Annotated in this window: 39 protein-coding genes; 3 read left to right on the top strand and 36 right to left on the bottom strand. The window is 68.1% G+C overall.

What is annotated here, in order from left to right:
* Positions 1 to 153: 153 nt before the first annotated feature.
* Together OU416_RS24760 and OU416_RS24755 are read right to left on the bottom strand one after the other, a co-directional pair.
* Positions 154 to 609 carry a VOC family protein gene (locus OU416_RS24760; protein ID WP_270929408.1) on the bottom strand — a complete coding sequence of 152 codons (456 nt, stop codon included), beginning with the start codon at positions 607 to 609 and terminating at the stop codon, positions 154 to 156.
* Positions 606 to 1,172, bottom strand: coding sequence for a DinB family protein (locus tag OU416_RS24755; RefSeq protein WP_270929407.1), 567 nt, complete (start codon positions 1,170 to 1,172; stop codon positions 606 to 608). Before OU416_RS24755 ends, OU416_RS24760 begins: the two co-directional genes overlap by 4 nt.
* Before the next feature lie 198 nt (positions 1,173 to 1,370).
* On the opposite strand from OU416_RS24755, the gene OU416_RS24750 reads away from it, so the two are divergent.
* The gene (locus OU416_RS24750; protein WP_270929406.1) at positions 1,371 to 2,333 is read left to right on the top strand and encodes a helix-turn-helix transcriptional regulator; all 963 of its coding nucleotides are present in this window, start codon (positions 1,371 to 1,373) and stop codon (positions 2,331 to 2,333) included.
* Positions 2,334 to 2,389: 56 nt separating this feature from the next.
* Here OU416_RS24750 and OU416_RS24745 read toward each other — a convergent pair whose 3' ends face one another.
* From OU416_RS24745 to infA, 9 genes are all read right to left on the bottom strand, one after another.
* Entirely contained in the window at positions 2,390 to 3,283 is an 894-nt protein-coding gene (locus OU416_RS24745) for a type IV toxin-antitoxin system AbiEi family antitoxin domain-containing protein (RefSeq protein WP_270929405.1), read from the bottom strand.
* A 225-nt stretch (positions 3,284 to 3,508) separates the two neighbouring features.
* Positions 3,509 to 4,387, bottom strand: coding sequence for a tRNA pseudouridine(38-40) synthase TruA (truA, locus tag OU416_RS24740; protein ID WP_270929404.1), 879 nt, complete (start codon positions 4,385 to 4,387; stop codon positions 3,509 to 3,511).
* Between the two features lie 17 nt (positions 4,388 to 4,404).
* A complete protein-coding gene (gene rplQ / locus OU416_RS24735; protein ID WP_270929403.1) occupies positions 4,405 to 4,926 on the bottom strand; it encodes a 50S ribosomal protein L17 in 522 nt (173 codons plus the stop codon).
* 47 nt (positions 4,927 to 4,973) lie between these two features.
* Entirely contained in the window at positions 4,974 to 6,059 is a 1,086-nt protein-coding gene (locus tag OU416_RS24730; RefSeq protein WP_270929402.1) for a DNA-directed RNA polymerase subunit alpha, read from the bottom strand.
* Between the two features lie 145 nt (positions 6,060 to 6,204).
* Positions 6,205 to 6,810 carry a 30S ribosomal protein S4 gene (gene rpsD / locus OU416_RS24725; RefSeq protein WP_093155192.1) on the bottom strand — a complete coding sequence of 202 codons (606 nt, stop codon included), beginning with the start codon at positions 6,808 to 6,810 and terminating at the stop codon, positions 6,205 to 6,207.
* A 27-nt stretch (positions 6,811 to 6,837) separates the two neighbouring features.
* Positions 6,838 to 7,242, bottom strand: coding sequence for a 30S ribosomal protein S11 (gene rpsK / locus OU416_RS24720; protein WP_093155193.1), 405 nt, complete (start codon positions 7,240 to 7,242; stop codon positions 6,838 to 6,840).
* Positions 7,243 to 7,267: 25 nt separating this feature from the next.
* Positions 7,268 to 7,645, bottom strand: a complete 378-nt coding sequence (gene rpsM / locus OU416_RS24715) for a 30S ribosomal protein S13 (RefSeq protein WP_093155195.1) — start codon at positions 7,643 to 7,645, stop codon at positions 7,268 to 7,270.
* A 146-nt stretch (positions 7,646 to 7,791) separates the two neighbouring features.
* Positions 7,792 to 7,905: a 50S ribosomal protein L36 gene (gene rpmJ, locus OU416_RS24710; protein WP_010315372.1), complete on the bottom strand. Its 114-nt coding sequence runs from the start codon at positions 7,903 to 7,905 to the stop codon at positions 7,792 to 7,794.
* Positions 7,906 to 7,959: 54 nt separating this feature from the next.
* A complete protein-coding gene (infA, locus tag OU416_RS24705) occupies positions 7,960 to 8,181 on the bottom strand; it encodes a translation initiation factor IF-1 (protein WP_009948665.1) in 222 nt (73 codons plus the stop codon).
* Between the two features lie 365 nt (positions 8,182 to 8,546).
* Between infA and OU416_RS24700 the strand changes: the two genes are divergently transcribed.
* Together OU416_RS24700 and OU416_RS24695 are read left to right on the top strand one after the other, a co-directional pair.
* Positions 8,547 to 9,209: a class I SAM-dependent methyltransferase gene (locus OU416_RS24700; protein WP_333779652.1), complete on the top strand. Its 663-nt coding sequence runs from the start codon at positions 8,547 to 8,549 to the stop codon at positions 9,207 to 9,209.
* A gap of 221 nt (positions 9,210 to 9,430) precedes the next feature.
* On the top strand, positions 9,431 to 10,033 hold the full coding sequence (locus tag OU416_RS24695) for a class I SAM-dependent methyltransferase (RefSeq protein ID WP_270929401.1): 603 nt from the start codon (positions 9,431 to 9,433) through the stop codon (positions 10,031 to 10,033).
* Between the two features lie 71 nt (positions 10,034 to 10,104).
* Here OU416_RS24695 and map read toward each other — a convergent pair whose 3' ends face one another.
* From map to tuf, 25 genes are all read right to left on the bottom strand, one after another.
* The gene (map, locus tag OU416_RS24690; protein WP_270929400.1) at positions 10,105 to 10,896 is read right to left on the bottom strand and encodes a type I methionyl aminopeptidase; all 792 of its coding nucleotides are present in this window, start codon (positions 10,894 to 10,896) and stop codon (positions 10,105 to 10,107) included.
* Between the two features lie 45 nt (positions 10,897 to 10,941).
* The gene (locus OU416_RS24685) at positions 10,942 to 11,496 is read right to left on the bottom strand and encodes an adenylate kinase (protein ID WP_270929399.1); all 555 of its coding nucleotides are present in this window, start codon (positions 11,494 to 11,496) and stop codon (positions 10,942 to 10,944) included.
* A 173-nt stretch (positions 11,497 to 11,669) separates the two neighbouring features.
* Positions 11,670 to 12,980 carry a preprotein translocase subunit SecY gene (gene secY / locus OU416_RS24680; RefSeq protein ID WP_093155201.1) on the bottom strand — a complete coding sequence of 437 codons (1,311 nt, stop codon included), beginning with the start codon at positions 12,978 to 12,980 and terminating at the stop codon, positions 11,670 to 11,672.
* Positions 12,981 to 13,341: 361 nt separating this feature from the next.
* Complete coding sequence (rplO, locus tag OU416_RS24675) at positions 13,342 to 13,791, bottom strand: 50S ribosomal protein L15 (RefSeq protein WP_093155202.1); 450 nt, start codon at positions 13,789 to 13,791, stop codon at positions 13,342 to 13,344.
* A gap of 1 nt (position 13,792) precedes the next feature.
* Positions 13,793 to 13,975: a 50S ribosomal protein L30 gene (gene rpmD / locus OU416_RS24670; RefSeq protein ID WP_010315387.1), complete on the bottom strand. Its 183-nt coding sequence runs from the start codon at positions 13,973 to 13,975 to the stop codon at positions 13,793 to 13,795.
* 5 nt (positions 13,976 to 13,980) lie between these two features.
* Entirely contained in the window at positions 13,981 to 14,592 is a 612-nt protein-coding gene (rpsE, locus tag OU416_RS24665) for a 30S ribosomal protein S5 (protein ID WP_270929398.1), read from the bottom strand.
* A 35-nt stretch (positions 14,593 to 14,627) separates the two neighbouring features.
* Positions 14,628 to 15,029 (bottom strand): 50S ribosomal protein L18, encoded by a 402-nt coding sequence (gene rplR, locus OU416_RS24660; RefSeq protein ID WP_270929397.1) that lies wholly within the window; start codon positions 15,027 to 15,029, stop codon positions 14,628 to 14,630.
* 2 nt (positions 15,030 to 15,031) lie between these two features.
* Entirely contained in the window at positions 15,032 to 15,571 is a 540-nt protein-coding gene (rplF, locus tag OU416_RS24655) for a 50S ribosomal protein L6 (protein WP_270929396.1), read from the bottom strand.
* A 16-nt stretch (positions 15,572 to 15,587) separates the two neighbouring features.
* A complete protein-coding gene (gene rpsH / locus OU416_RS24650) occupies positions 15,588 to 15,986 on the bottom strand; it encodes a 30S ribosomal protein S8 (protein ID WP_010315396.1) in 399 nt (132 codons plus the stop codon).
* Between the two features lie 227 nt (positions 15,987 to 16,213).
* Positions 16,214 to 16,399, bottom strand: a complete 186-nt coding sequence (locus OU416_RS24645) for a type Z 30S ribosomal protein S14 (protein WP_093155208.1) — start codon at positions 16,397 to 16,399, stop codon at positions 16,214 to 16,216.
* Positions 16,400 to 16,402: 3 nt separating this feature from the next.
* Positions 16,403 to 16,966, bottom strand: coding sequence for a 50S ribosomal protein L5 (rplE, locus tag OU416_RS24640; protein ID WP_093155210.1), 564 nt, complete (start codon positions 16,964 to 16,966; stop codon positions 16,403 to 16,405).
* A 2-nt stretch (positions 16,967 to 16,968) separates the two neighbouring features.
* Positions 16,969 to 17,283: a 50S ribosomal protein L24 gene (gene rplX / locus OU416_RS24635; protein ID WP_093155211.1), complete on the bottom strand. Its 315-nt coding sequence runs from the start codon at positions 17,281 to 17,283 to the stop codon at positions 16,969 to 16,971.
* Positions 17,283 to 17,651: a 50S ribosomal protein L14 gene (gene rplN, locus OU416_RS24630; RefSeq protein ID WP_093155213.1), complete on the bottom strand. Its 369-nt coding sequence runs from the start codon at positions 17,649 to 17,651 to the stop codon at positions 17,283 to 17,285. Before rplN ends, rplX begins: the two co-directional genes overlap by 1 nt.
* Before the next feature lie 155 nt (positions 17,652 to 17,806).
* Positions 17,807 to 18,085: a 30S ribosomal protein S17 gene (gene rpsQ, locus OU416_RS24625; RefSeq protein ID WP_093155214.1), complete on the bottom strand. Its 279-nt coding sequence runs from the start codon at positions 18,083 to 18,085 to the stop codon at positions 17,807 to 17,809.
* On the bottom strand, positions 18,082 to 18,324 hold the full coding sequence (gene rpmC / locus OU416_RS24620; protein WP_270929395.1) for a 50S ribosomal protein L29: 243 nt from the start codon (positions 18,322 to 18,324) through the stop codon (positions 18,082 to 18,084). Before rpmC ends, rpsQ begins: the two co-directional genes overlap by 4 nt.
* A complete protein-coding gene (rplP, locus tag OU416_RS24615; RefSeq protein ID WP_093155217.1) occupies positions 18,324 to 18,743 on the bottom strand; it encodes a 50S ribosomal protein L16 in 420 nt (139 codons plus the stop codon). The genes rpmC and rplP overlap by 1 nt, the downstream gene beginning before the upstream one ends.
* A 3-nt stretch (positions 18,744 to 18,746) precedes the next feature.
* A complete protein-coding gene (gene rpsC, locus OU416_RS24610; RefSeq protein ID WP_270929394.1) occupies positions 18,747 to 19,583 on the bottom strand; it encodes a 30S ribosomal protein S3 in 837 nt (278 codons plus the stop codon).
* Entirely contained in the window at positions 19,583 to 19,999 is a 417-nt protein-coding gene (gene rplV, locus OU416_RS24605; RefSeq protein ID WP_177242009.1) for a 50S ribosomal protein L22, read from the bottom strand. The genes rpsC and rplV overlap by 1 nt, the downstream gene beginning before the upstream one ends.
* A 43-nt stretch (positions 20,000 to 20,042) precedes the next feature.
* The gene (gene rpsS / locus OU416_RS24600; RefSeq protein ID WP_093155222.1) at positions 20,043 to 20,324 is read right to left on the bottom strand and encodes a 30S ribosomal protein S19; all 282 of its coding nucleotides are present in this window, start codon (positions 20,322 to 20,324) and stop codon (positions 20,043 to 20,045) included.
* Between the two features lie 18 nt (positions 20,325 to 20,342).
* Positions 20,343 to 21,176: a 50S ribosomal protein L2 gene (gene rplB / locus OU416_RS24595; RefSeq protein ID WP_270929393.1), complete on the bottom strand. Its 834-nt coding sequence runs from the start codon at positions 21,174 to 21,176 to the stop codon at positions 20,343 to 20,345.
* A 29-nt stretch (positions 21,177 to 21,205) separates the two neighbouring features.
* Positions 21,206 to 21,505, bottom strand: a complete 300-nt coding sequence (gene rplW, locus OU416_RS24590) for a 50S ribosomal protein L23 (RefSeq protein WP_093155225.1) — start codon at positions 21,503 to 21,505, stop codon at positions 21,206 to 21,208.
* Positions 21,502 to 22,185, bottom strand: a complete 684-nt coding sequence (gene rplD / locus OU416_RS24585; protein ID WP_093155226.1) for a 50S ribosomal protein L4 — start codon at positions 22,183 to 22,185, stop codon at positions 21,502 to 21,504. Before rplD ends, rplW begins: the two co-directional genes overlap by 4 nt.
* Positions 22,185 to 22,835, bottom strand: a complete 651-nt coding sequence (rplC, locus tag OU416_RS24580; RefSeq protein WP_093155228.1) for a 50S ribosomal protein L3 — start codon at positions 22,833 to 22,835, stop codon at positions 22,185 to 22,187. The genes rplD and rplC overlap by 1 nt, the downstream gene beginning before the upstream one ends.
* Positions 22,836 to 22,868: 33 nt before the next feature.
* Positions 22,869 to 23,174, bottom strand: a complete 306-nt coding sequence (rpsJ, locus tag OU416_RS24575) for a 30S ribosomal protein S10 (RefSeq protein ID WP_009948626.1) — start codon at positions 23,172 to 23,174, stop codon at positions 22,869 to 22,871.
* A 513-nt stretch (positions 23,175 to 23,687) separates the two neighbouring features.
* The gene (gene tuf / locus OU416_RS24570) at positions 23,688 to 24,881 is read right to left on the bottom strand and encodes an elongation factor Tu (RefSeq protein WP_093155229.1); all 1,194 of its coding nucleotides are present in this window, start codon (positions 24,879 to 24,881) and stop codon (positions 23,688 to 23,690) included.
* Positions 24,882 to 24,971 lie beyond the last annotated feature (90 nt).

Here is a 24,971-nt window from a genome sequence, read left to right as displayed (position 1 = left end):
GCACCCACCACGACGACCACCCGCTCCGCCGTCCGCACGCTCCGTCGTCGGAGGTGACGCGATTTCAATGGAAATTCGACGTCCGATTTCCATTGAAATCGCGGAAGTTCACGACACGCACCGGTGTGTCGGTGGTCCCAGCGGGAACCGCGGTCAGTCGAGGCAGAACTCGTTGCCCTCCGGGTCGGTCATCACGATGTGGCCGTACTCGAACGGCGGGGCGGGCTCCTGGCGGGCGACCCGGCTCGCACCCAGCGCGACGAGCCGGTCGCACTCGGCTTCCAGCGCCGACATCCGCTCCTCGCCCTGCAATCCGGGCGCCGCGCGGACGTCGAGGTGCACACGGTTCTTGGCGACCTTGTTCTCCGGCACCTGCTGGAAGAACAGCCGGGGGCGGCGGCCCTCCGGGTCTTCGGCCGCCGACCTCGAATTGCGCTGCTCGGCCGGGACGCCGGCCCGCTCCAGGAACTCGTCCCACGCGGCCAGCGGGTCCGCGGCCCGTTCGGCGCCGGGCGGGCCGGGGATGACGTAGCCCAGCGCGTCGCGCCAGAAGACCGACAGCGCACGCGGGTCGTGGGCGTCGAAGGTGATCTGGAACTCGTGGCTCATCGGGTCGATCCGTTCTCGTGCAGGTAGAGGTCGCGCAGCAGGCTCACCTCGGACAGGTGGTGGATGAGTTCTCGGTTGATGTGCAGCACCAGCTCCGCCATCGAGCGCTCCGCGAACGGCCCTTCCGCCGGACCGCACGGTTCGGCGAGGCCCGCCTCGCCGAGGGATTCGACCCCGGCCAGCCAGGCGGCGACCTCCGCGTCGAGCTGGTCCAGCGCTTCGGCGGCGGTCGTCGCGTACTCGAACGACTCGTAGTCGGTGGGCGTGCGGCCGAAGTGCGAGGCGTTGCGCATCGCGAGGACGCCGACGATCACGTGCCCGAGCCGCCAGGCGATGGTGGTGAACGGCACCGGCACGGGTTCCGGGAAGGCGAAGTCGATGGTCATCGCGCCCGAACCGGCCTGCATCTGCGCGGTGCCGGTACCGCGCGGGCGCACGTTCCAGCAGTCGGCCACGGGCTCCCAGAAGTACTCCTCGTCGGTGAGCCCGTCGAGACGCGGCCGCAGCTGCGCGTTCCAGTGCCAGGTCAGCTGGTCGCGCAGGAGAGGGTTCCAGTCGGTCATGGAGGAATGGTCGCCGATATCACGGACAGGTGCTGTCCGTGATACGTGCGAGGATTTGCACATGGCACCCCACGTGTCAGCCCGAGTCGTGCTCAACCGCACCTCAGGGGACCGTGACGCGACCCAGCCCCAAGAAACCGCAAAACGCGAGATCGATCCAGACGCGACCACCACTGAAAATCGCGGAGAGGCGGGACTGTGACGACCGAGCGGGTGTTGCGGTTGCTGGGGCTGCTCCAGCGGCGGCCGTCGTGGACCGCGACCGAGCTGGCCGCCGAGCTCGGCGTCACCGATCGCTCGGTGCGGCGCGACGTGGAGCGGCTGCGGGCGCTCGGCTATCCCGTGCACGCCACGGCAGGCGTCGGCGGCGGCTACCAGCTCGGTGCGGGAACCCGGCTGCCGCCGCTGCTCTTCGACGACGAAGAGGCGATCGCAACGGCGGTTTCGCTGCGCCTGGCCTCGGGCGGCACGGTCGCGGGCACCGGTGAGGCGGCGTTGCGCGCGCTGACGAAGCTCGACCAGGTCATGCCGCCGCGGCTGCGCGCCGAGGTCCGAGCCGTGCACGGCGCGACCGAGACGCTCGTCGGGCCCGGCGCCGAGATCGACGCGGAACTGCTGGTGACCCTCGCCCGCGCCTGCCGCGACGCGGTCCGCGTGCGGTTCCGCTACACCGGCCGCGGTGGCGATGACAGCGAGCGCACGGTGGAGCCGGTGCGGATGGTGGCCACCCGTCACCGCTGGTACCTGATGGCCTTCGACGGCGACCGCGACGACTGGCGCACCTTCCGCCTGGACCGGATGCGCGACGTGGCGGCGACGACCTGGCGCTTCCGCCCGCGGGAGCACCCGGACCCGGCGGCCTACGTCCAGCACTCCACCTCCGAAGCGCCGTACCGCCACCTGGCGCGGGTGCGCCTGCGGGCCACCGCCGCCCAGGTCCGCGAACGGGTGCCGCCCCAGGTCGCGAAGGTCGAGGACGCCGAGGACGGCTGGTGCACCCTCACCGCGGGCGGCAACGACCTCAACTGGCTGGCCATGCACATCGCCTCCCTCGGCCTAGAAACCGAAGTCCTCGACCCGCCAGAACTCCGCGAAGCAGCCGCACGCCTGGCCCACCAGCTGACCGCCATGGCCGCCAACCCGCACTCCCCAACCAGCTGACCGGCGTCATCGGTGTGGCAGTTCTGCCTAAAACTGCAACACTTACTCGGCGTGTTTCAGGTGCCAGTTTCAGGCAAAACTGACGGCTCACGAGCACGGACCGCGGCAGTGACCTGCTGGATGATGCGATCCGCCGCGTTCGCCAGGTCATCTGCGGTCACCACGATGACGTGCCAACCGCTGTCCCGCAGCCACCGGCGTCGACGTTGGTCCCGCTGAAACTGCACCGGGTCGGCATGCCAAGCACCTTCGTACTCAACCACCACTCGAGCCTCCTCGAACCCGAGATCGGCCCTCAGCTCGGTGCCGCCCGGTCCCGAGATGGGCAACTGCGGAACCGGATCGAGCCCAGCGAGGACGAACATCACCCGGAGCACCGACTCCGGTATGGACTCAGCTCGCCCATCCAACAGTTCGAAACCTTTTCTGGCGAGTACGATTCCGTCGTCGCGCCTTCCTCCCAGGAACCTGCCCACAGCTCTTTCCGTGATCAGACCTGAATGCAGCAATGCATCGCAAAGGGCGACTCCCTGATGCAACGAATTCCGCGCGAGAAGGTCGAACGCGGTTCGCTCCAGGGTAGCCAAACGGACTCCTGCCCACGGAAAGTGCTCGAATGGGTAGCGGCGTACGTCCCAGGTTCTGACCCCGTGAAGGCGCTTGCAGCCCTTGACCAGGACCTCGACCGGATCGTGCGGGCGCGCCAACGCCACGCCGTGCAACGTCGCTGCTGAGCGCCCGGTGATCACAGCTTCGGGCGGAAGCATCATCGCCGCGGCCTTGCATCGGAGCTCATGCGTGAGCGGCGTGTCAGCTGTCCGGTAGACGCCGTGCAAGACGCGCCGGAACGGCCCCTTTCTCAGATCCCTGTCCGTAAGACCGGCCTCGATTGCCTCAGCGCGAGTGAACAATCCACGGGTACGGCCGATTGCCGTCGTGTTGATAGCCATGCAGGCCAGAGTCCACGAATTTCAACAACAGCGCGACGACCTTTCGCGAATCTGTGGACTACCTGCCCCTCTGTGGATAACTCGCAATACTCGAACGGGTCACACAAACAGTTTTGCCTAAAACTGCCACCCCAGCATCCCGCTAGTGCACCCGCAGTTTTGCCTGAAACCGACCGCAGACCCCGCCTCGGGGCCTGCGGCAGTTTCGGGCAAAACCGGCTGCCGTCAGGGGCGGGTGCGGACGGCTCGGGTTTGGGTGGCTCGGGACTCGAGGTCTTCGTCCGGGGGGTAGTCGACCGCGGTGAGGGTCAGGCCGTGGGCCGGGGCCACCGCCGTGGTGCGGGTTTCCGCGCCGAGGACCTCGGCCGGCCAGGGGGTGTTGCGGCGGCCGTCGCCGACCATCAGGAGGGTGCCCACCAGGCTCCGGACCATCGAGTGGCAGAAGGCGTCCGCGCTCACGTGCGCGACGATCAGGTGGTCGTCGACGCGCTCCCACTCGAAGCGCTGGAGCTCGCGCACCGTGGTCGCGCCTTCGCGCGGCTTGCAGTACGCCGCGAAGTCGTTGAGGCCCAGCAGGTCCTGGGACGCCGCGTTGAGCGCGGAGACCTCCAGCGGGCGGTTCCAGGCGAGGGTGTCGCGGCGGCGCAGCGGGTCGACGCCCCAGGGCGCGTCCGACACCTGGTAGCGGTAGTGGCGGCGCAGCGCCGAGAAGCGGGCGTCGAAGGCGGTCGGCACCACGCGCGCGCCCAGCACCCGCACGTCCGCGGGCAGGATCCGGTTCCACCGGTGCACCATCCGCGCCAGGTCCGGAACGCCTCGCGCGTCAACGGGAACCCGGCTGGCACCGGGCTCGTGCGGGACCACGTCGAGGTGCACGACCTGGCCCGAGGCGTGCACGCCGGAGTCCGTGCGGCCGGCCACCACCACCGAGCGCGGCACCGAGCGCCCAGGCGGCTGCTTCGCCAGCGCGTCCTCCAGCAGTCCCTGCACGGTGCGCTGGCCCGGTTGCTTGGCCCAGCCGCAGAAGTCCGTGCCGTCGTAGGAGACGTCGAGGCGCACGCGAACGAGCCCGCCATCCCCAGCGGGGACGACGGGCTCGTTCACAGCACTGCGTGCCGGAATCAGGACTCGTCCTTCTTCTCGGCAGCGGTGTCCTCGGCCTTGGCCTCGGTCTCGGCGGTCTCCGCCGGAGCCTCGGTGGCCTCGGCCGCGGGGGCCTCCTCCACCTTCGGCTCGTCCTTGGCGAACTTCGTGCCGCGAGCGGCCTCCGCCTCGGTGGTGACCAGCTGCTCGGTCACCAGCGCGATGACGGCCATCTTCGCGTTGTCACCCTTGCGCGGCATCGCCTTGACGATGCGGGTGTAACCGCCGGGGCGGTCCGCGAAGTGCGGGCCGATCTCCGCGAAGAGCTTGTGCACGACGTCCTTGTCGCGGACGGTCTTCAGGACCTCGCGACGGTTGTGCAGGTCACCCTTCTTGGCCTTGGTGATCAGCCGCTCGGCGAGCGGCCGCAGCCGCTTCGCCTTCGCCTCGGTGGTGGTGATCCGGCCGTGCTCGAACAGCGCGGTGGCCAGGTTGGCCATGATGAGCCGCTCGTGGGCCGGCGACCCGCCGAAACGCGGACCCTTGGTCGGGGTGGGCATCGGTTGCTCCTCTCAGGGCGCGCCGGAACCCCGGACGCGCAACACAGCTACAGCTGCTCTGTCTCCGCGTAGTCCTGACCGTCGTCGAAGCCGTTGTCCTCGACGGCACCGCCGACCGAACCGATGGTGGTCTCCTCCTCGGAGGACCAGCCCTCGGCCGGGTACTCGGCAGCCGCGGCGGACGGGTCGAACCCGGGCGGGCTGTCCTTGAGCGCGAGCCCAAGGCCGGCCAACTTCATCTTGACCTCGTCGATGGACTTCGCACCGAAGTTGCGGATGTCCAGCAGGTCGGCCTCGCTGCGCGAGACCAGCTCGCCGACGGTGTGGATGCCCTCCCGCTTGAGGCAGTTGTAGGAGCGCACCGTCAGGTCGAGGTCCTCGATCGGCATCGCGTAGGCCGCGATCGTGTCCGCCTCGGCGGGCGACGGGCCGATCTCGATGCCCTCGGCATCGACGTTGAGCTCGCGGGCGAGCCCGAACAGCTCGACGAGAGTGCGACCGGCCGACGCCACCGCGTCACGCGGGGTGATGGACGGCTTGCTCTCGACGTCGAGGACCAGCTTGTCGAAGTCCGTGCGCTGCTCGACACGGGTCGCCTCGACCTTGTAGGTCACCTTCAGCACCGGCGAGTAGATCGAGTCCACCGGGATGCGGCCGATCTCGGCGCCGGTCTGCTTGTTCTGCATCGCGGGGACGTAGCCACGACCGCGCTCGACGACGAGCTCGATCTCCAGCTTGCCCTTCGCGTTCAGCGTGGCGATGTGCAGATCGGGGTTGTGCACCGTGACACCCGCCGGCGGCACGATGTCCGCGGCGGTGACCTCACCCGGCCCCTGCTTGCGCAGGTACATGGTCACCGGCTCGTCTTCCTCGGAGCTGACGACCAGCTCCTTGATGTTCAGGATGACGTCGGTGACGTCCTCCTTCACACCCGGAATCGTGGTGAACTCGTGCAGCACACCGTCGATGCGCAGGCTGGTGACCGCCGCCCCCGGGATGGAGGAGAGCAGCGTGCGGCGCAACGAGTTGCCCAGGGTGTAGCCGAAGCCCGGCTCCAGCGGCTCGATGACGAACCGGGAACGGGTCTCCGACACCACCTCTTCGGACAGTGTGGGTCGCTGGGAGATGAGCACTTGACTTTCCTTTCCTCACGGCGCCCGCTATTTGACGCCGATGGAATGGCGTGCCCGCGAAGTGCGGGCCGGTGGCGGATTCCTGCACCGCCACCGCTGGCTGCGAGCCGCCGACGACCGCAGCGGCGGTCGTCGGCGGGACGCGTCACTTCGAGTAGAGCTCGACGATGAGCTGCTCGGTGACCGGGGTGTCGATCTGCGCGCGCTCCGGGCGCTGGTGCACCAGGATCCGCAGGTTCGAGGGCACGACCTGCAGCCAGGCCGGGACCGGACGGTCGCCCAGGGTTTCCTTGGCGATGATGAACGGCGTGGTGCCCATGGACTTCGACTTGACGTCGATGATGTCCCACTTCGAGACCTGGAAGCTGGGGACGTTCACGCGCTTGCCGTTGACCGTGAAGTGGCCGTGGCTGACGAGCTGCCGCGCCATCCGGCGGGTGCGGGCGAGTCCAGCGCGGTACACGACGTTGTCCAGCCGGGACTCCAGCAGCTGCAGGAGGTTGTCACCCGTCTTGCCCGGGCGCCGGTTGGCTTCCTCGTAGTAGTTGCGGAACTGCCGCTCCAGCACGCCGTAGGTGAACCGCGCCTTCTGCTTCTCCTGGAGCTGCAGCAGGTACTCGGTTTCCTTGATGCGCGCGCGCCCGTGCTGCCCCGGCGGGTACGGACGGCGTTCGAACGCCTGGTCACCGCCGACGAGGTCAACCTTCAGACGGCGGGACTTGCGGGTCGCGGGACCGGTGTAACGAGCCATCTTTGTTCCTTACTCCTTTCCCGCGACTCAGACCCGACGACGCTTCGGCGGGCGGCAACCGTTGTGCGGCTGCGGGGTGACGTCCTGGATGGTGCCGACCTCGAGACCGGCCGCCTGCAGCGACCGGATCGCCGTCTCGCGACCCGAACCCGGGCCCTTGACGAAGACGTCGACCTTCTTCATGCCGTGCTCGGCGGCCTTGCGGGCCGCGTTCTCGGCGGCCATCTGCGCGGCGAACGGGGTGGACTTGCGGGAGCCCTTGAACCCGACGTGGCCGGCGGAGGCCCAGCTGATCACCGCACCGGTGGGGTCGGTGATCGAAACGATCGTGTTGTTGAACGTGCTCTTGATGTGCGCCTGGCCGTGAGCGACGTTCTTCTTTTCCTTGCGCCGCACCTTCTTGACGGCACCAGCGCGCTGCTTGGGTGGCATAGCTTTAGCTGACTCCTAGCGAGGCTTACTTCTTGGCCTTCTTCTTGCCGGCGACCGTCTTCTTCGGGCCCTTGCGGGTGCGGGCGTTGGTCTTGGTCCGCTGCCCGTGCACCGGCAGGTGACGGCGGTGACGCCATCCCTGGTAGCACCCGATCTCGATCTTCCGGCGGATGTCGGCCTGGACCTCGCGGCGGAGGTCGCCCTCAACCCGGTAGTTGTTCTCGATGAAGTCGCGCAGCTGGGTCAGCTGCTCGTCATCGAGGTCGCGCGGCTTGGCGTCGGGCGAGACACCGGTCGCGGAGAGAATCTCCTTCGCGCGGGTCTTGCCGATGCCGAAAATGTAGGTGAGCGCGATCTCCATGCGCTTGTCGCGCGGGAGGTCGACTCCAACGAGCCGTGCCATGCGGCTCCTTCTCCTTTGTCCGTCCAGGTCTGCTCCCACCCCATCCCCGCGCAGCGGGGCCCCGGCCTGGTCCGGGGGTCAGCCGACCCACTCACGGGCCGACAGGTGGAGGGAGATCCTCGATTGTCGTTGTGCGACTGGTGCGCTCAGCCCTGACGCTGCTTGTGTCGGGCGTTGTCGCAGATCACCAGCACCCGCCCGTGACGGCGGATGACCTGGCACTTGTCGCAGATTCGCTTCACACTCGGCTGGACCTTCACGGTCGTGCTCTCCTGCTCGAACGCGTGTCCGGGATCCCCCGGACACCGTGGAGGTCACTTGTAGCGGTAGACGATGCGCCCACGGGAGAGGTCGTACGGCGAGAGCTCCACCACGACCCGGTCCTCGGGCAGGATGCGGATGTAGTGCTGGCGCATCTTGCCACTGATGTGTGCGAGGACCTTGTGGCCGTTCTCCAACTCGACGCGGAACATCGCGTTGGGGAGTGGCTCGATCACCCGGCCCTCGACCTCAATGGCCCCGTCTTTCTTGCCCATGTCCTCCGCGTTTCGTGACGGTGACGGTTTGCGGACCTAAGTCCCTGCCGCCGATACCGGAGGCCCCGGCACCCGCGACGGACGCACACCCGCCCCCGGTCCGCAAACACCGCAGAAGCCCCCGTCCCGCACACGTGGGAACGGATACCCGGGCACAACGAACCGACGCCAGGAGCGCGCCGATGTTCCATCGTACGCGCCGCCGATTCACCCCTCACATCGGGGCAGCTCAACGCGGCTGCATGCACTCTGCGTCACCATCCCGTGACTCGTCGTCGCGACGACGGCTTGCGGGGGCGCTCCCGGTCTCACTACGTTCGATCAGTCGTCGACACCGCGGTCGAGCCCCGGACCCGAGGAGCAGCGTGACACCCCAGCAGGACCGACACGACCCGCGCACCGCGCCGTGGCTGGACCGGGCCGCGCAGACCGCCAACCACAAGCTCGGCGAGTACCGGACGTTCCTGCGCACCGCGGTGCGCAACCCCAGGATGGTCGGCGCGGCCACCCCGACCTCGGCCGCCGTCGCGGCGACCGTCGCCCAGGTGGTGCCCACCACCGGCACGCCCGTGGTCGTCGAGCTCGGCCCCGGCACCGGCTCGCTGAGCAACGGCATCCACGCCCGCCTGCCGCGCGGAGCGCGGCACCTCGGCATCGAGCTCGGCGAGGACATGGTCGAGCACCTGCGGGAGCACAAGCCGTGGCTGGAGGTCGTGCACGCCGACGCCGGCGACCTGCTGGCCCTGCTGGACAAGCTCGGCATCGCCCAGGTCGACGCGGTGATCAGCAGCATCCCGTGGTCGCTGATGCCCGGCGAGGCCCAGGACCACGTCCTGCACCAGGCCGCGGAGGCCCTCTCCCCGCAGGGCGCCTTCACCGCGCTCACCTACCTGCCCGCCGACCAGACACCCGGCGGTCGCCGCTTCCGCAACCGCCTGGAGCACGTCTTCGACGAGGTGCTCACCCACACCACCTGGCGGAACCTGCCCCCGATCCTGCACTACATCTGCCGCCGCCCGCTGCGGTGAACGCCGCCCGGGCAGGGCACGTCCCCGGGCGCGGTGCGGGATGACCCGGATGTTCGCGGGTACCCATCAGCGCATGCTCGAAGGACGCCCCGGACGCCGAACACGCACCGCGAGGGACCGACTCCGCTCCGCCATCCCGAGCGACTGGCCGCGTGCGGTTGCACCGCGCGGAGCCCAAAAGGGTTAACGTCGCGGCGTTCCACTGGATGGTAGGAGTAGGCGTGAGCAAGCGTAAGAAGCTGCGCGAGTACTGGACGTTCCTGAACAGCGCAGCTCGTCAGCCGGCCACGGTGGGCGCGGTGCTGCCGACGTCGCGGTACGTCGCGGAGGCGGTGGCCGCCGTGGTGCCCAGCTCGGGCACCCCGACCGTGCTGGAGCTCGGGCCGGGCACCGGCGCGCTCAGCGGGCCGATCCAGCGGAGGCTGTCCGAGGGCGCCCGCCACCTGGCCGTCGAGATAGACCCGAAGATGGTCCGGTTCCTGGAGCGCACCAAGCCGTGGCTGGAGGTGATCGAGGGCGATGCCACCCACCTGCGCAAGATCCTCGACGCGGCGGGCGTCGACAAGGTCGACGCGGTGATCAGCAGCATCCCGTGGACGCTCCTGCCGCCGGAGAAGCAGCGCGAGCTCCTGCACGAAGCGGCCTCGGTGATGTCGGCGGACGGCGTGTTCACCACGGTCACCTACCTGACGACCCTGTGGCGCCCGCCGACCAAGGCGTTCATCGACGCCCTGCACGACACGTTCGACGAGGTCATGCCCCGCTCGACGGTCTGGCGCAACGTCCCGCCGGCCCGCGTCTACGCCTGCCGCCGCCCGAAGTGAACCCGCGGCCCCGCGATTTCAATGGAAATCGGACGTCGAATTTCCATTGAAATCGCGGGGAGGCGGAACTGTCAGTTCTCGGGGGCCGTGAGGACCCAAGGGCCGTCGTCGGTGATCGCCACCGTGTGCTCCCAGTGCGCCGCGCGGGAGCGGTCGGCCGTCACCACGGTCCACTCGTCGTCGAGCTCCTCGGTCTCGGCCGTGCCGAGGGTGAGCATCGGCTCCACCGCGATCGCCATCCCGACGCGCAGCTTCGGGCCGCGGCCCGGCTTGCCGAGGTTCGGCAGGAACGGCTCCATGTGCATCTGGGTGCCGATGCCGTGACCGCCGTACTCGGCGATGATCCCGTACTCCCGCCCGTCGGCCTTCGCCGCGGCGCGCGCCGCGGTCTCCACCGCGTGCGAGATGTCGGTGAGCTTGTTGCCCGCCCGGACCTGCTCGATCCCGGCCCACATCGACGCCTCGGTGGCCGCCGACAGCGCGCGGTCGTCCTCCCCGACCTCGCCGATCGCCAGCGTCACCGCGGAGTCGCCGTGCCAGCCGTCCAGGATCGCGCCGCAGTCCACCGAGAGCAGGTCGCCCTCGGCCAGGACCTCGTCGCGCGACGGGATCCCGTGCACGACCTTCTCGTTCAGCGAGGCGCAGATCGACGCCGGGAAGCCGTGGTATCCCTTGAAGGAGGGCACCGCGCCCGCATCGCGGATCGTCTGCTCGGCGAGCTCGTCCAGCTCACCGGTGCTCGCCCCGGCCTTGGCCTGCGCGGTCACCGCGGCCAGCGTGCGGGCGACGACGAGTCCCGCCGCGCGCATCGCCTCGATCTCGCCACGAGACTTGAGCTCGATGCCCTTCCCCCGACGCAACAACGCACTCACCTTCACAAAGAGTCTTCGGATCGCCTTCGACCCGGTTCAGCTGCGGTCGCGGAGCGCTTCCAGCGCGCGGGCGGTGATCTCCTCGATCGAGCCCACCGCGTCGATCTTGATGATCCGGTCCCGGTAGTAGTCCAGCAGCGGCTCGGTCTCCGAGCGGTAGACCGCCAGCCGGCGGCGGATGACGTCCTCGGTGTCGTCGGAGCGGCCGCGCGCCAGCATGCGCTTGACCAGCTCCTCCTCCGGGACGTCGAACTGCAGCACGGCGGTCAGCTCGGTGCCGTCCTCGGCCAGCATGTCCCGCAGCACCTCGGCCTGCGCGGTGTTGCGCGGGTAGCCGTCGAGCAGGAAACCCTTCGCGGCGTCCTCGTCGGCCAGGCGGTCGCGCACCATCTCGTTGGTGACCTCGTCCGGCACCAGCTCACCGACGTCCATGTAGCTCTTGGCCTTCTGGCCGAGCGGCGTCTCGTTGCCGATGTTGGCGCGGAACAGATCTCCGGTGGAGATGTGCGGAACGCCGAGCTGCTCGCTCAGCACCGCGGCCTGGGTGCCCTTGCCCGCACCGGGCGGGCCCACGAGAACCAATCGCACCAAGGGTCTGCCTCCGAATCAATCCGATCGCACGCCAACTCCTGACGAGCGCTGCGCGGCGCCCACCTGCCTGCGAGCGACCGCTGCTCAACTCCGCGCACGGGCCGGCACGGCACCGGGCCATGCCGGAAACTGCGGTATCCGGGCACGACAAAGTCGTGCCCGGACCGCTCAGCTTACCGGAGGAATCCCTCGTACTTGCGCTGCGTGAGCTGGCTCTCGATTTGCTTCACGGTGTCCAGACCGACGTTGACCATGATCAGCACCGCGGTGCCGCCGAACGGGAAGTTCTGGTTCTGGCCGCTACCGGTGATGCCGAGGAAGAAGTTCGGCAGGATCGCGATGATGCCCAGGTACAGCGCACCGGGCAGGGTGATCCGGGAGAGCACGAAGTTCAGGTACTCGGCGGTCGGCCGGCCCGGGCGGATGCCCGGGATGAAGCCGCCGAACTTCTTCATGTCGTCCGCGCGCTCTTCGGGGTTGAACGTGATCGACACGTAGAAGTACGCGAAGAACACGATCAGCGCCATGTACAGCAGGATGTGCACCCAGCTGGACGGATCGACGATGTAGGTCTGGATGAAGCGCGCCCACCAGCTGTCCTGGTTGCCGGCCAGCTGACCGATCAGCTGCGGCAGGTACAGCAGGGAGGAACCGAAGATGACCGGGATGACACCCGCCTGGTTCACCTTCAGCGGCAGGTAGGTGGAGGTGCCGCCGTACATCCGGCGGCCGATCATGCGCTTGGCGTACTGCACCGGGATCCGGCGCTGGGCCTGCTCGATGAAGACCACGGTGCCGATGATCACGACCGCGAAGCAGCAGACCACCGCGAACACCAGGCCGCCGTGCGACTGCAGGATCGCGCCGCCCTCGGCCGGGATGCGGGCCGCGATGGAGACGAAGATCAGCAGCGACATGCCGTTGCCGATGCCGCGCTCGGTGATCAGCTCGCCCATCCACATCAGGACGGCGGCACCGGCGGTCATCACGACCACGATGGTGATCAGGTTCAGCACCGAGTCGTCCGGGATCGGCGAGACCGAGCAGCCCTGGAACAGCTGGCCGCGCACGGCGAGCGCCACCACGCCGGTGCCCTGCAGGACCGCCAGCGCGATCGTCAGGTACCGGGTGTACTGGGTCAGCTTCGCCTGGCCGGACTGGCCTTCCTTCTTCAGCTGCTCGAAGCGCGGGATGACCACCTGCAGCAGCTGGACGATGATGCTCGCGGTGATGTAGGGCATGATGCCCAGCGACAGCACCGAGAGTTGCAGCAGCGCACCACCGCTGAAGAGGTTGAGCAGGGAGTAGACGCTCTGCGAGCCGCTGCCCTCGATCTGCTCGATGCACTGCTGGATGTTCGGGTACGACACCCCCGGCGACGGGATCGTGGCGCCGAGTCGGTAGAGCACCACCATGCCGAGGGTGAACAGGATCTTGCGGCGCAGGTCCGGCGTCGCCAGAGCCGAGCGGAAGGCGCCGAGCACGCGAACCTCCTGTACGCGAGCCGGTCGAAACCGGCCGGGGAAAGATGCGGCAATTTCCGCAGCACCCGTTCATCACGGCACTGCCGGGGCGACTCTAGCAGGCCTGAGCCCTGCCACGTTCGGCGACCGAAGCCTCACGCGTGATCACTGCGTCCGCCCACGGCGAACATCATCACCGGACACGCCGCGAACGGGGGAAAACCCTGCGCCCCAACGGCTTCCGATGCGGTCCGGAAGCGCGGGAAAGGCACTTCCCCGCCGAGAGCGCCGGGAAGAAACACCTTTCGCACATCACCTGTTCGGGAAAAACGGTGAGGGCCGGTCGACTTCTCGTCGACCGGCCCTCATCGTCGTTGCTGCGTCAGCGGTCCAGCTTGGTGGCCGAGCCGCCCGCGGCGGTGATCTTCTCCTGGGCGCTGCCGGTGAACGCGTGCGCGGTCACGTCGAGCTTGATGCCCTCGAGGTCCCCGTCGCCGAGGATCTTCACCAGTTCGTTCTTCTTGACCAGGCCCTTGGCGACCAGCTCGGCGATGCCGACGGTGCCGCCCTCCGGGAACGCCTCGGCCAGCCGCGCCACGTTCACACCCTGGTACTCGGTGCGGAAGCGGTTCTTGAAGCCGCGGAGCTTCGGGAGCCGCATGTGGATCGGCATCTGCCCGCCCTCGAAGCGCGGGGAGACGTTCTTGCGGGCCTTGGTGCCCTTGGTACCGCGACCGGCGGTCTTGCCCTTGGAGCCCTCACCGCGGCCGACGCGGATCTTGTCCCGCTTGGCACCCGGGGCCGGACGCAGGTCGTGCAGTTTGATGACCATGTCAGTCGACCTCCTCGACCGTCACCAGGTGACGGACGGCATTGATCATGCCGCGCACGTTCGAGTCATCCGGACGCACGACGGACTGACGGATCTTGCGCAGCCCGAGGGAGCGCATGGTGTCGCGCTGGTTCTGCTTGGTGCCGACCAGACCACGCACCTGAGTGATCTTCAGCTGTGCCATGTCGATCAGGCCCCCTGCTGCGCAGCACGGGCACGCAGGATGAACGCCGGAGCGACGTCCTCGAGCGGCAGGCCGCGGCGAGCCGCGACCTCCTCCGGCCGCTGCAGCTGCTTCAGCGCGTCGACCGTGGCGTGCACGATGTTGATCGGGTTGTCGCTGCCCAGCGACTTGCTCAGCACGTCGTGGATGCCGGCGCACTCGAGCACCGCGCGCACCGGGCCACCGGCGATAACACCGGTACCGGCGCTGGCCGGACGCAGCAGCACGACGCCGGCCGCCTCCTCGCCCTGCACCGGGTGCGTGATGGTGCCGCCCAGGCGCGGGACGCGGAAGAAGTTCTTCTTCGCCTCCTCGACGCCCTTGGCGATGGCCGCCGGAACTTCCTTGGCCTTGCCGTAGCCGACACCGACCATGCCGTCGCCGTCGCCGACGACGACCAGCGCGGTGAAGCTGAAGCGCCGACCACCCTTGACGACCTTCGCGACGCGGTTGATGGTCACGACGCGTTCGAACTGCGGGGTCTTCTCTTGGGCCGCCCCGCCACGGCCGCCGTCGCGGCGGTCCCGGCGGTCCTTGCCGCCGGACTCCCCGCCCTCACGCCGAGTGCGTCCAGGCATCAGGCGTCCCTTCCGTTCTCGTTCTTACCCACTTGTCAGAACTCCAGTCCGCCGTCACGCGCGGCGTCCGCCAGCGCAGCGACCCGACCGTGGTAGTCGTTGCCGCCGCGGTCGAAGACGACCTTCTCCACGCCGGCTTCCTTGGCGCGGGCTGCGACCAGTTCGCCGACCTTGGTGGCCTTGGCCTTCTTGTCGCCCTCGAGCGCGCGGACGTCGGTCTCCAGGCTGGTCGCCGACGCCAGGGTGTGACCCTTGGTGTCGTCGATGACCTGGGCGACGATGTGGCGCAGCGACCGGGTCACGACCAGCCGCGGGCGCTCGGCGGTGCCGAGGATCTTCTTGCGGATGCGCGTGTGCCGCTTGGCGCGGGCAAGCCGACGCTTGGTCGAGATGTCCTTGCCCACCGGCTTGCGCTTGGTAGCTGTCGTCTCGCTCATGGTCACTTACCCGTCTTCCCGACCTTGCGGCGGATGTTCTCACCTGCGTAGCGGACACCCTTGCCCTTGTACGGGTCCGGCTTGCGCAGCTTGCGAATCCTGGCCGCGATCTCGCCGACCAGCTGCTTGTCGATGCCCTTGACCGAAATCTTGGTCGGGCCGTCGACCGCGAACTGGATGCCCTGCGGCGGTTCGATCACGATGGGGTGGCTGTAGCCGAGGGAGAACTCGAGGTTCGATCCCTTCAGCAGCACGCGGTAACCGACGCCGTGGATCTCCAGGCCCTTTTCGTAGCCCTGGCTGACCCCGATGACCATGTTGTTCACCAGGGTCCGGGTGAGCCCGTGCAGCGACCGGCTCTCCCGCTCGTCGTTCGGGCGCTTGACCAGAACCGCGCCATCCTCGTCCCGCTCGACGATGATGGGTTCCGCGACCTGGTGCTCAAGCGTGCCCTTGGGGCCCTTCACCGTCACCGACTGGCCGTCGATGGTCACCTCGACGCCGGAGGGGACGGTGATCGGCAGCTTTCCGATGCGCGACATTGCCGCTCCTCCTCCCTTACCAGACGTAGGCGAGGACTTCCCCGCCCACGCCCTTCTTCATGGCCTGCCGGTCGGTCAGCAGACCGCCGGAGGTCGAGATGATGGCGACGCCCAGGCCACCCAGCACCTTGGGCAGGTTGGTGGACTTGGCGTAGACCCGCAGACCGGGCTTGGAGACCCGGCGCAGGCCCGCGATGCTCCGCTCGCGGTTCGGGCCGTACTTGAGCTCGACAACGAGCTGCTTGCAGTTCTCGCCCTCTTCGACGCGGGAACCGGACACGTAGCCCTCGCGCTTGAGGATCTCGGCGATGTTCGCCTTCAGCTTGGAGTGCGGCATCACGACCTCGTCGTGGTATGCCGAGTTTCCGTTGCGCAGACGCGTCAGCATGTCTGCGATCGGATCGGTCATCGTCATGACCTGCTCAACCTTTCTCGTCTGGTTCCGATGGACCCCGACCGGACACCGCCCGGGGGCGGAGTGTCTGGATCCTGGCCTGGACGAAGTTCTGGGTCTCCGACCGCGGTGGTCGGCCCCTTGTCATTTCGCGTGCAAGCACGGCTCACGCCGCGGAGCGTGGGCATCAGCCCTGGTAACGCCTGCTGAGGGTACCGGTAGCCGGCATCACCCCAGCAGGCGGGCACTCACCAGGAAGACTTGCTCACACCGGGCAGCTCGCCGGCGTGCGCCATCTCGCGGAAGCACACGCGGCACAGGCCGAACTTGCGGAACACCGCGCGCGGACGCCCGCAGCGCTGGCAGCGGGTGTAGCCGCGAACGCCGAACTTCGGCTTCTTCGAAGCCTTGATAACCAGCGCCTTCTTGGCCATCGCTCAGTTCTCCTTGAACGGGAAGCCCAGGTGCTTCAGCAGCGCCCGGCCCTCCTCATTGTTGGTGGCCGTGGTAACGACGGTGATGTCCATGCCGCGCGGACGGTCGATGCTGTCCGGGTCGATCTCGTGGAACATCGACTGCTCGTTCAGGCCGAACGTGTAGTTGCCCCGGCCGTCGAACTGCTTCGGCGACAGCCCGCGGAAGTCGCGGATACGCGGCAGCGCGATGGTGACCAGGCGGTCCAGGAACTCCCACATGCGGTCGCCGCGCAGGGTCGCCCGCGCGCCGATCGGCATGCCCTCGCGCAGCTTGAACTGCGCGATGGACTTGCGGGCCCGCCGGATCTCCGGCTTCTGACCGGTGATGATCGTCAGGTCGCGGACCGCGCCCTCGATCAGCTTGCTGTCCCGAGCGGCGTCGCCAACACCCATGTTGACCACGACCTTGACCACGCCCGGCGTCTGCATCACGTTGGAGTAGTTGAACTCCTCGTTCAGCGCCTGGCGGATCTCCTCGCGGTAACGGGTCTTGAGCCGCGGGACGATCTTCTCAGCGGTAGTCATGATCAGATGTCCTTACCGTTACGACGAGAGATGCGAACCTTCTTGCCGTCCTCACCGATGCGGTAGCCGACTCGGGTGGGCTTGCCGTCGGAGTCCACGACCATCACGTTGCTCACGTGGATCGGCGCTTCCTGGGTGACGATGCCGCCGGACTGCGCGCCACGCTCGGTCCGCGAGACCTTGGTGTGCTTCTTGATCCGGTTGACACCCTCGACCAGAACTCGCTGCTCCTGCGGCATGGCCTTGATGACCTTGCCCTTGGCGCCCTTGTCCTTGCCGGAGATGACGACGACCGTGTCGCCCTTCTTGACCTTCATCACAAGACCTCCGGCGCGAGCGAGATGATCTTCATGAACTTCTTGTCGCGCAGTTCGCGGGCCACCGGCCCGAAGATGCGGGTACCGCGGGGCTCGCCGCCCGGCTTCACCAGCACCGCAGCGTTCTCGTCGAACCGGATGTACGAACCGTCCGGACGACGGCGTTCCTTCTTCTGCCGGACGATGACGGCCTTGACCACATCGCCCTTCTTCACGTTGGCACCGGGGATGGCTTCCTTGACGGTCGCCACGATGATGTCCCCGAGGCCCGCGTAGCGGCGACCCGACCCACCGAGGACACGGATCGTGAGGATCTCCTTGGCCCCGGTGTTGTCGGCGACGCGCAGTCGCGACTCCTGCTGGATCACGTCTTTCTCCTGACCCTAAGTACCCGGGCTCGGTTGCCCGAGCACACTCTGGCGCGCCAAATTGCCGACCTGACGCGCGCGGTCAACTTCCGGCACGAAGCCCGGCCGGCCACTGGGTTGCCCCAGGCGGCCGACCGGGCCGCGAACCTTCGTCTTTACTTGGCCTTCTCCAGGATCTCGACCAGTCGCCAGCGCTTGCTGGCCGACAGCGGCCGGGTCTCCATCAGCAGCACGCGGTCGCCGACACCGGCCGAGTTGGCCTCGTCGTGCGCCTTGACCTTGCTGGTCTGCCGCATGACCTTGCCGTAGAGCGCGTGCTTCTTGCGGTCTTCGAGGGAGACCACGATCGTCTTGTCCATCTTGTCCGAGACGACGTAGCCCTCGCGCACCTTGCGGCGGTTGCGCTCCACGCCCTGTCCTTCTTTCTCGCTCATGCCGCGCCCTCCTCAGCGCCTTCGGGGGAAACCGTCAGGCCCAATTCGCGCTCGCGCATGATCGTGTAGATCCGGGCGATGTCCTGCCGGACCGTGCGCAGCCGCCGGTTGTTGCTCAGCTGACCGGTGGCCATCTGGAAGCGAAGGTTGAACAGCTCCTCCTTCGCCTCCTTCAGCCGCTGGACGAGCTCCTCGTCGTTGAGTTCGCGGAGCTCGGAAGCGGTGACACCCGCTGCCATCAGAAGTCACCACCCTCGCGGGACACGATCTTGCACTTCATCGGGAGCTTGTGCGCCGCACGGGTCAGCGCCTCGACCGCCGTCTTCTCGTTCGGGAAGGTCAGCTCGAACATGATGCGTCCGGGCTTGACGTTGGCGACCCAGGACTCCGGCGAACCCTTACCGGAACCCTGACGGGTTTCGGCGGGCTTCTTGGTCAGCGGGCGGTCCGGGAAGATGTTGATCCACACCTTGCCGCCACGCTTGACGTGCCGGGTGATCGCGATACGGGCCGACTCGATCTGGCGGTTGGTCACGTACCCGTGCTCGATCGCCTGAATGCCGTACTCACCGAAGCTGATCTTGGTGCCACCCTTGGCGAAGCCCTTGCGCTTCGGTGCGTGGCTCTTGCGCCACTTCACCCTGCGTGGGACGAGCACTTCTCAGCCCTCCGTCTTCTCTTCAGCCGCCGGAGCCTGCTGCTGCTCGCCCTCCGCGGCCTTGTCGGCCTTGGCGGACTTGTCAGCCGCGCCGCGGTCCGCACCGGCACCCCGGCGACGACCGCCGCGGTCGGAACGGCCACCGCGGTCACCGCGGTCGCCGCCGCCGCGCGGCGGACGAACCTCGGACTGCTCCTGCTTCTGCTTCAGGCCACCGACCAGCTCGCCCTTGTAGATCCACACCTTGACGCCGATGCGCCCGAAGGTGGTGCGGGCCTCGAAGAAGCCGTAGTCGATGTCCGCGCGCAGCGTGTGCAGCGGAACCCGGCCCTCGCGGTAGAACTCCGAGCGGGACATCTCCGCGCCGCCCAGGCGACCGCCGCACTGCACCCGGATGCCCTTGACCTGCGGCGAGCGCATGGCCGACTGGATGGCCTTGCGCATCGCGCGCCGGAAGGACACGCGGTTGGACAGCTGCTCGGCCACGCCCTGCGCGACCAGCTGGGCGTCCGCCTCGGGGTTCTTGACCTCGAGGATGTTCAGCTGGACCTGCTTGCCGGTCAGCTTCTCCAGCGCACCGCGGATGCGGTCCGCCTCAGCACCGCGGCGGCCGATGACGATGCCCGGCCGAGCGGTGTGGATGTCCACGCGGACCCGCTCGCGGGTGCGCTCGATCTCGACCTTGGAGATCCCAGCGCGCTCCATGCCGCGAGACAGCTGCCGGCGGATCTTGACGTCCTCCGCCACGTACTCCGAGTACTGCTTGTCGGCGTACCAGCGGGACTTCCAGTCCGTGGTGATGCCGAGTCGGAAGCCGTGCGGGTTGATCTTCTGACCCACTACCGGGCACTCCCCTTCTGGCTCTTTCGGGACTTCGCCGCCGCCTTCGGCCGGGACTCGACCTCGACCGTGATGTGGCTGGTCCGCTTGCGGATCCGGTACGCGCGACCCTGCGCACGCGGCTGGAACCGCTTCAGCGTCGGCCCCTCGTCCACGTACGCGTGGCGCACGACCAGCGTCTCCGGGTCGAGGGAGAGGTTGTTCTCCGCGTTGGCGATCGCGCTGGCGAGCACCTTCGACACCGGACCGCTGGCGGTCTGCGGCGCGAACTGGAGCACGGCCAGGGCATCGGCGGCACTCCGGCCCTTGATGAGCTCGACCACGCGGCGCGCCTTCATCGGCGACACGCGGACGAACCGGGCCCGCGCCACTGCGTGCGGGAACTCCGCAGCAGTGGAGTCGGTACGGGCTGTCATCCTGCTACCCCTTGCTCTTACTCGTTCGTGTCACAGACCCGCCTCAGCGGCGGCGCGACTTCCGGTCTTCCTTGACGTGGCCCTTGAAGGTTCGGGTCGGGGCGAACTCGCCCAGCTTGTGCCCGACCATCGCCTCGGTGACGAACACCGGGACGTGCTTGCGGCCATCGTGCACCGCGAAGGTGTGCCCCAGCATGTCCGGAATGATCGTGGACCGGCGGGACCAGGTCTTGATCACGGTCTTCTTGCCCGACTCGTTCAGCGCGTCCACCTTCTTGAGCAGGTGGTCGTCCACGAACGGGCCCTTCTTCAGGCTGCGTGGCATGTTTGCTTACCTCCCTGCTCAGCGCTTCTTGCCGGTACGGCGGCGGCGGACGATGAGCTTGTCACTGGGCTTGCGGAGGCGGGTACGCCCCTCCGGCTTGCCCTTCGGGTTGACCGGGTGGCGACCACCGGAGGTCTTGCCCTCACCACCACCGTGCGGGTGGTCCACCGGGTTCATGACCACACCGCGGACGGTCGGGCGCTTGCCCTTCCACCGCATGCGGCCGGCCTTGCCCCAGTTGATGTTGGCGTGCTCCGAGTTGCCGACCTCGCCGACGGTGGCCCGGCACCGCGCGTCCACGTTGCGGATCTCGCCCGAAGGCATCCGCAGCTGGGCGTACGGACCGTCCTTGGCCACCAGCTGCACCCGGGTACCGGCCGAGCGAGCGATCTTCGCACCCTGTCCGGGGCGGAGCTCGATCGCGTGGATCACGGTGCCGGTCGGGATGTTGCGCATCGGCAGGTTGTTGCCCGGCTTGATGTCGGCCTTCGGGCCGCTCTCGATCCGGTCGCCCTGCTTGATGTGGTTCGGCGCGATGATGTAGCGCTTCTCGCCGTCCGCGTAGTGCAGGAGCGCGATGCGCGCACTGCGGTTCGGGTCGTACTCGATGTGCGCGACCTTGGCCGGCACACCGTCCTTGTCGTTGCGGCGGAAGTCGATCAGGCGGTAGGCCCGCTTGTGGCCGCCGCCCTTGTGCCGCGTGGTGATCTTGCCCTGAGCGTTGCGGCCCGCCTTGCGGTTCAGCGGCCGCACCAACGACTTCTCCGGCTCCGACCGGGTGATCTCGGCGAAGTCGGACACGCTCGAGCCACGACGTCCCGGCGTCGTCGGCTTGTACTTGCGAATGCCCATGGTTAACGCAACCTCGTCCTAATCAGCCCTCAGGCGGCCGGTCCGCCGAAGATCTCGATCGGCTTGCTCTCCGGCGAGAGCGTGACGATCGCCCGCTTGGTGTTCTTGCGCTTGCCGAAGCCGGTCCGGCTCCGCTTGCGCTTGCCTTCGCGGTTGATCGTGTTGACGCTGGTGACCTTGACGTCGAAGATCTGCTCGACCGCGATCTTGATGGCGGTCTTGTTCGAGCGGGGGTCCACCAGGAAGGTGTACTGGCCCTGCTCGAGCAGCGCGTAGCTCTTCTCCGAGATCACCGGCGCAAGGATGATGTCTCGCGGGTCGGCGCTCACTGCTGTGCCTCCTCTGCGGAAGACGCGGCGGCCTTGACCGACCGGCCCTTGACCGGGCCAGCGACGAAGCGCTCGAACGCGGCCTTGGTGAACACGACGTCATCGCTGTTCAGCACGTCGTAGGTGTTCAGCTGGCCGGGGTCGATCAGGTGCACGTTCTGCAGGTTCCGCAGGCTCAACCAGGAGTTCTCCTCCTCGTTGCGGTTGAGCACGACCAGAACCTTCTTGGCCTCGGTCCAGGTCCGCAGCGCGGTCTTGGCCGACTTGGTGGACGGCTGCTCGCCGCCGACCACGCCGGTCACCACGTGCAGCTGGCCGGCGCGGACCCGGTCGGAGAGGGCACCGCGCAGGGCGGCGACCTTCATCTTCTTCGGGGTCCGCTGGGAGTAGTCACGCGGCTGCGGGCCGTGGACGACGCCACCACCGGTGAACTGCGGGGCGCGGATCGAGCCCTGGCGGGCGTTGCCGGTGCCCTTCTGGCGGTACGGCTTCTTGCCGCCGCCGGACACCTGACCGCGCGTCTTGGTGGCGTGGGTGCCCTGGCGCGCGGCGGCCAGCTGGGCCACCACGACCTGGTGCATCAGCGCCACGTTGGCCTGCACGTCGAAGATCTCGGCGGGCAGTTCGACGGTGCCGTCGGTCTTACCGTCCGGGGTACGGACGTCGAGCGTCAGGCTCATCACGCACCACCCTTCGCAGGACTCTTAACCAGGACCAGTCCGCCCTTGGGGCCGGGGACTGCGCCCTTGATCAGCAGCAGGCCGGTCTCGGCCTCCACCTTGTGGACGGTCAGGTTCTGGGTGGTGACGCGGTCCCGGCCCATGCGACCGGCCATCCGCATGCCCTTGAACACGCGACCGGGGGTGGCGCAGCCACCGATGGAACCGGGCTTGCGGTGCACCGCCTGGGTACCGTGGCTCGCGCCCTGGCTGCGGAAACCGTGGCGCTTGATGGTGCCCGCGAAGCCCTTGCCCTTGCTGGTGCCGACGACGTCGACCACGGCGCCCGACTCGAAGAGGTCGGCGCTGATCTCCTGGCCCAGCTCGTACTCACCGGCGTCCGCGGTGCGCAGCTCGACGATGTGGCGGCGCGGGGTGACACCGGCCTTGGTGAAGTGGCCGCCTCGCGGCTTGTTCACCTTGCGCGGGTCGATGGCGCCGAACGCCAGCTGCACGGCCGAGTAGCCGTCCTTCTCGGGGGTCCGGATCTGGGTGACCACGTTCGGCCCGGCCTGCACGACGGTCACCGGGACGACCCGGTTCTTGTCGTCGAAGACCTGGGTCATGCCGAGCTTGGTGCCCAGAATCCCCTTGATCTGCCTGTCAGACATAGGTCTCGTTCTCTCCAGCTACCTCGTCGCCGCTTACTGGATGTTCACGTCGACGCTGGCCGGCAGGTCGATGCGCATCAGCGCGTCAACCGTCTTCGGCGTCGGTTCGAGGATGTCGATGAGCCGCTTGTGCGTCCGCATCTCGAAGTGCTCCCGCGAGTCCTTGTACTTGTGCGGGGAGCGGATGACGCAGTAGACGTTCTTCTCCGTGGGCAGCGGCACCGGCCCAACGACCCGAGCGCCGGTGCGCGTCACGGTCTCGACGATCTTGCGCGCAGACGCGTCGATCGCCTCGTGGTCGTAGGCCTTGAGCCGGATGCGGATCTTCTGTCCCGCCATAGTGGCTTGCCGTTCCTCTAGTCTCGTGCCGCGGTTTGGTCTTGGGTGCGGGTGCACCGCACCCGGTGCCCCACGCGGCCTCAGCCTGGTGTGGTCCCCGATCCCGGGAGCCGCCACAGCTCTCAGTCCGCCCCTGTTCAGGTATCTGGTGCCCGGTACACGCGGTCGGGCGTGTCGCCCGGCTACCGCACACCGGTCCCCTCGAACGTCGCCGATGGGGTGGGCCTTGCGGCCCGTACACCTTCTAGCGCCCCGTTCGGTCCGCCTACCGGGAACCGGTGGCATCAGCACCGCCAGAGAGCAGTCCTGAACCGGAACAAGGGCCCGAGGCCCTCGCAGCAAGGCGGCTGGACCCTCGAAGTGCTTCGAATTTCCAGCCGCCCTGAACGAGCAACCCATACAGGATGACACACCCGCTGTGCCAGCCAAAATCGGGGGTGCGTTTGGGCGACCGAGGTCACCCGCAACGCAGAGGGCCCGCCTCCGCCGGAGCGGAAGCGGGCCCTCGCCACGTCACTTGTGGATCTTGGTGACGCGACCGGCACCGACGGTGCGGCCACCCTCGCGGATGGCGAAGCGCAGACCCTCGTCCATCGCGATGGGCTGGATCAGCTGCACCGACATCGCGGTGTCGTCGCCCGGCATGACCATCTCGGTGCCCTCGGGGAGGGTCACCACACCGGTCACGTCGGTGGTCCGGAAGTAGAACTGCGGACGGTAGTTGTTGAAGAACGGCGTGTGACGCCCGCCCTCGTCCTTGGACAGGATGTAGACCTGCGCGTCGAACTCGGTGTGCGGGGTGGTGGTGCCGGGCTTCACGACGACCATGCCGCGCTCGACCTCTTCGCGCTTGATGCCGCGGATCAGCAGACCCACGTTGTCGCCCGCCTGGCCCTGGTCGAGCAGCTTGCGGAACATCTCAACGCCGGTGACGGTGGTCTTCAGCGGCTTCTCCTTGATGCCGACGAGCTCCACCTCCTCGTTGACGTTGATGACGCCGCGCTCGATGCGGCCGGTCACCACGGTGCCGCGGCCGGTGATGGAGAAGACGTCCTCGATCGGCATCAGGAACGGCTTCTCGACCTCGCGCACCGGGTCCGGCACGTTCTCGTCGACCGCGTCCATCAGCTCGACGATCTTGGCGCCCCACTCGGCGTCGCCCTCCAGCGCCTTCAGCGCGGAAACGCGGATCACCGGCACGTCGTCGCCCGGGAACTCCTGGGCGGACAGCAGCTCGCGGACCTCCATCTCGACGAGCTCGAGGATCTCCTCGTCGTCGACCATGTCGGACTTGTTCAGCGCGACCAGGATGTAGGGCACGCCGACCTGGCGGGCCAGCAGCACGTGCTCGCGGGTCTGCGGCATCGGGCCGTCGGTCGCGGCCACCACCAGGATCGCGCCGTCCATCTGCGCGGCACCGGTGATCATGTTCTTCACGTAGTCGGCGTGACCCGGAGCGTCGACGTGAGCGTAGTGACGCTTCTCCGTCTGGTACTCGACGTGCGCGATCTGGATGGTGATACCGCGCTCGCGCTCCTCCGGCGCCTTGTCGATCTCGTCGAACGGCGTGAAGGGGTTCAGGTCCGGGTACTTGTCGTGCAGAACCTTGGTGATGGCTGCGGTGAGCGTGGTCTTGCCGTGGTCAACGTGACCGATGGTCCCGATGTTGACGTGCGGCTTGTCCCTCTCGAACTTCGCCTTCGCCACTGGATTGTCCTCCTGGACTTGTTAACTTTCCGCCGTACGACTTGGTGTGCCAGGCGGAGTCCTGTCGGGTAGGTGACGTGCGGACCGCTG

Source organism: Saccharopolyspora indica (assembly GCF_027853965.1).
Classification (GTDB): Bacteria; Actinomycetota; Actinomycetes; order Mycobacteriales; family Pseudonocardiaceae; genus Saccharopolyspora; species Saccharopolyspora indica.
This window is presented reverse-complemented; position numbering and strand designations above follow the sequence as displayed.

What these genes read in the sequence shown, in the direction of transcription:
- OU416_RS24760 (WP_270929408.1), bottom strand. Translation starts at nt 609, where the DNA reads ATGAGCCACGAGTTCCAGATCACCTTCGACGCCCACGACCCGCGTGCG.
- OU416_RS24755 (WP_270929407.1), bottom strand. Translation starts at nt 1,172, where the DNA reads ATGACCGACTGGAACCCTCTCCTGCGCGACCAGCTGACCTGGCACTGG.
- OU416_RS24745 (WP_270929405.1), bottom strand. Translation starts at nt 3,283, where the DNA reads ATGGCTATCAACACGACGGCAATCGGCCGTACCCGTGGATTGTTCACT.
- rplQ (WP_270929403.1), bottom strand. Translation starts at nt 4,926, where the DNA reads ATGCCCACCCCGACCAAGGGTCCGCGTTTCGGCGGGTCGCCGGCCCAC.
- rpsD (WP_093155192.1), bottom strand. Translation starts at nt 6,810, where the DNA reads ATGGCTCGTTACACCGGTCCCGCGACCCGCAAGTCCCGCCGTCTGAAG.
- rpsK (WP_093155193.1), bottom strand. Translation starts at nt 7,242, where the DNA reads ATGCCACCCAAGCAGCGCGCTGGTGCCGTCAAGAAGGTGCGGCGCAAG.
- rpsM (WP_093155195.1), bottom strand. Translation starts at nt 7,645, where the DNA reads ATGGCACGGCTCGTTGGAGTCGACCTCCCGCGCGACAAGCGCATGGAG.
- infA (WP_009948665.1), bottom strand. Translation starts at nt 8,181, where the DNA reads ATGGGCAAGAAAGACGGGGCCATTGAGGTCGAGGGCCGGGTGATCGAG.
- rplO (WP_093155202.1), bottom strand. Translation starts at nt 13,791, where the DNA reads ATGGTCATCAAACTGCACGACCTGCGTCCGGCCCCGGGTGCCAAGCGG.
- rpmD (WP_010315387.1), bottom strand. Translation starts at nt 13,975, where the DNA reads ATGGCACAGCTGAAGATCACTCAGGTGCGTGGTCTGGTCGGCACCAAG.
- rpsE (WP_270929398.1), bottom strand. Translation starts at nt 14,592, where the DNA reads ATGCCTGGACGCACTCGGCGTGAGGGCGGGGAGTCCGGCGGCAAGGAC.
- rplR (WP_270929397.1), bottom strand. Translation starts at nt 15,029, where the DNA reads ATGAGCGAGACGACAGCTACCAAGCGCAAGCCGGTGGGCAAGGACATC.
- rplF (WP_270929396.1), bottom strand. Translation starts at nt 15,571, where the DNA reads ATGTCGCGCATCGGAAAGCTGCCGATCACCGTCCCCTCCGGCGTCGAG.
- rpsH (WP_010315396.1), bottom strand. Translation starts at nt 15,986, where the DNA reads ATGACGATGACCGATCCGATCGCAGACATGCTGACGCGTCTGCGCAAC.
- OU416_RS24645 (WP_093155208.1), bottom strand. Translation starts at nt 16,399, where the DNA reads ATGGCCAAGAAGGCGCTGGTTATCAAGGCTTCGAAGAAGCCGAAGTTC.
- rplE (WP_093155210.1), bottom strand. Translation starts at nt 16,966, where the DNA reads ATGACTACCGCTGAGAAGATCGTCCCGCGGCTCAAGACCCGTTACCGC.
- rplX (WP_093155211.1), bottom strand. Translation starts at nt 17,283, where the DNA reads ATGAAGGTCAAGAAGGGCGACACGGTCGTCGTCATCTCCGGCAAGGAC.
- rpsQ (WP_093155214.1), bottom strand. Translation starts at nt 18,085, where the DNA reads ATGAGCGAGAAAGAAGGACAGGGCGTGGAGCGCAACCGCCGCAAGGTG.
- rpmC (WP_270929395.1), bottom strand. Translation starts at nt 18,324, where the DNA reads ATGGCAGCGGGTGTCACCGCTTCCGAGCTCCGCGAACTCAACGACGAG.
- rplV (WP_177242009.1), bottom strand. Translation starts at nt 19,999, where the DNA reads ATGACAGCCCGTACCGACTCCACTGCTGCGGAGTTCCCGCACGCAGTG.
- rpsS (WP_093155222.1), bottom strand. Translation starts at nt 20,324, where the DNA reads ATGCCACGCAGCCTGAAGAAGGGCCCGTTCGTGGACGACCACCTGCTC.
- rplB (WP_270929393.1), bottom strand. Translation starts at nt 21,176, where the DNA reads ATGGGCATTCGCAAGTACAAGCCGACGACGCCGGGACGTCGTGGCTCG.
- rplD (WP_093155226.1), bottom strand. Translation starts at nt 22,185, where the DNA reads ATGAGCCTGACGCTCGACGTCCGTACCCCGGACGGTAAGACCGACGGC.
- rplC (WP_093155228.1), bottom strand. Translation starts at nt 22,835, where the DNA reads ATGTCTGACAGGCAGATCAAGGGGATTCTGGGCACCAAGCTCGGCATG.
- rpsJ (WP_009948626.1), bottom strand. Translation starts at nt 23,174, where the DNA reads ATGGCGGGACAGAAGATCCGCATCCGGCTCAAGGCCTACGACCACGAG.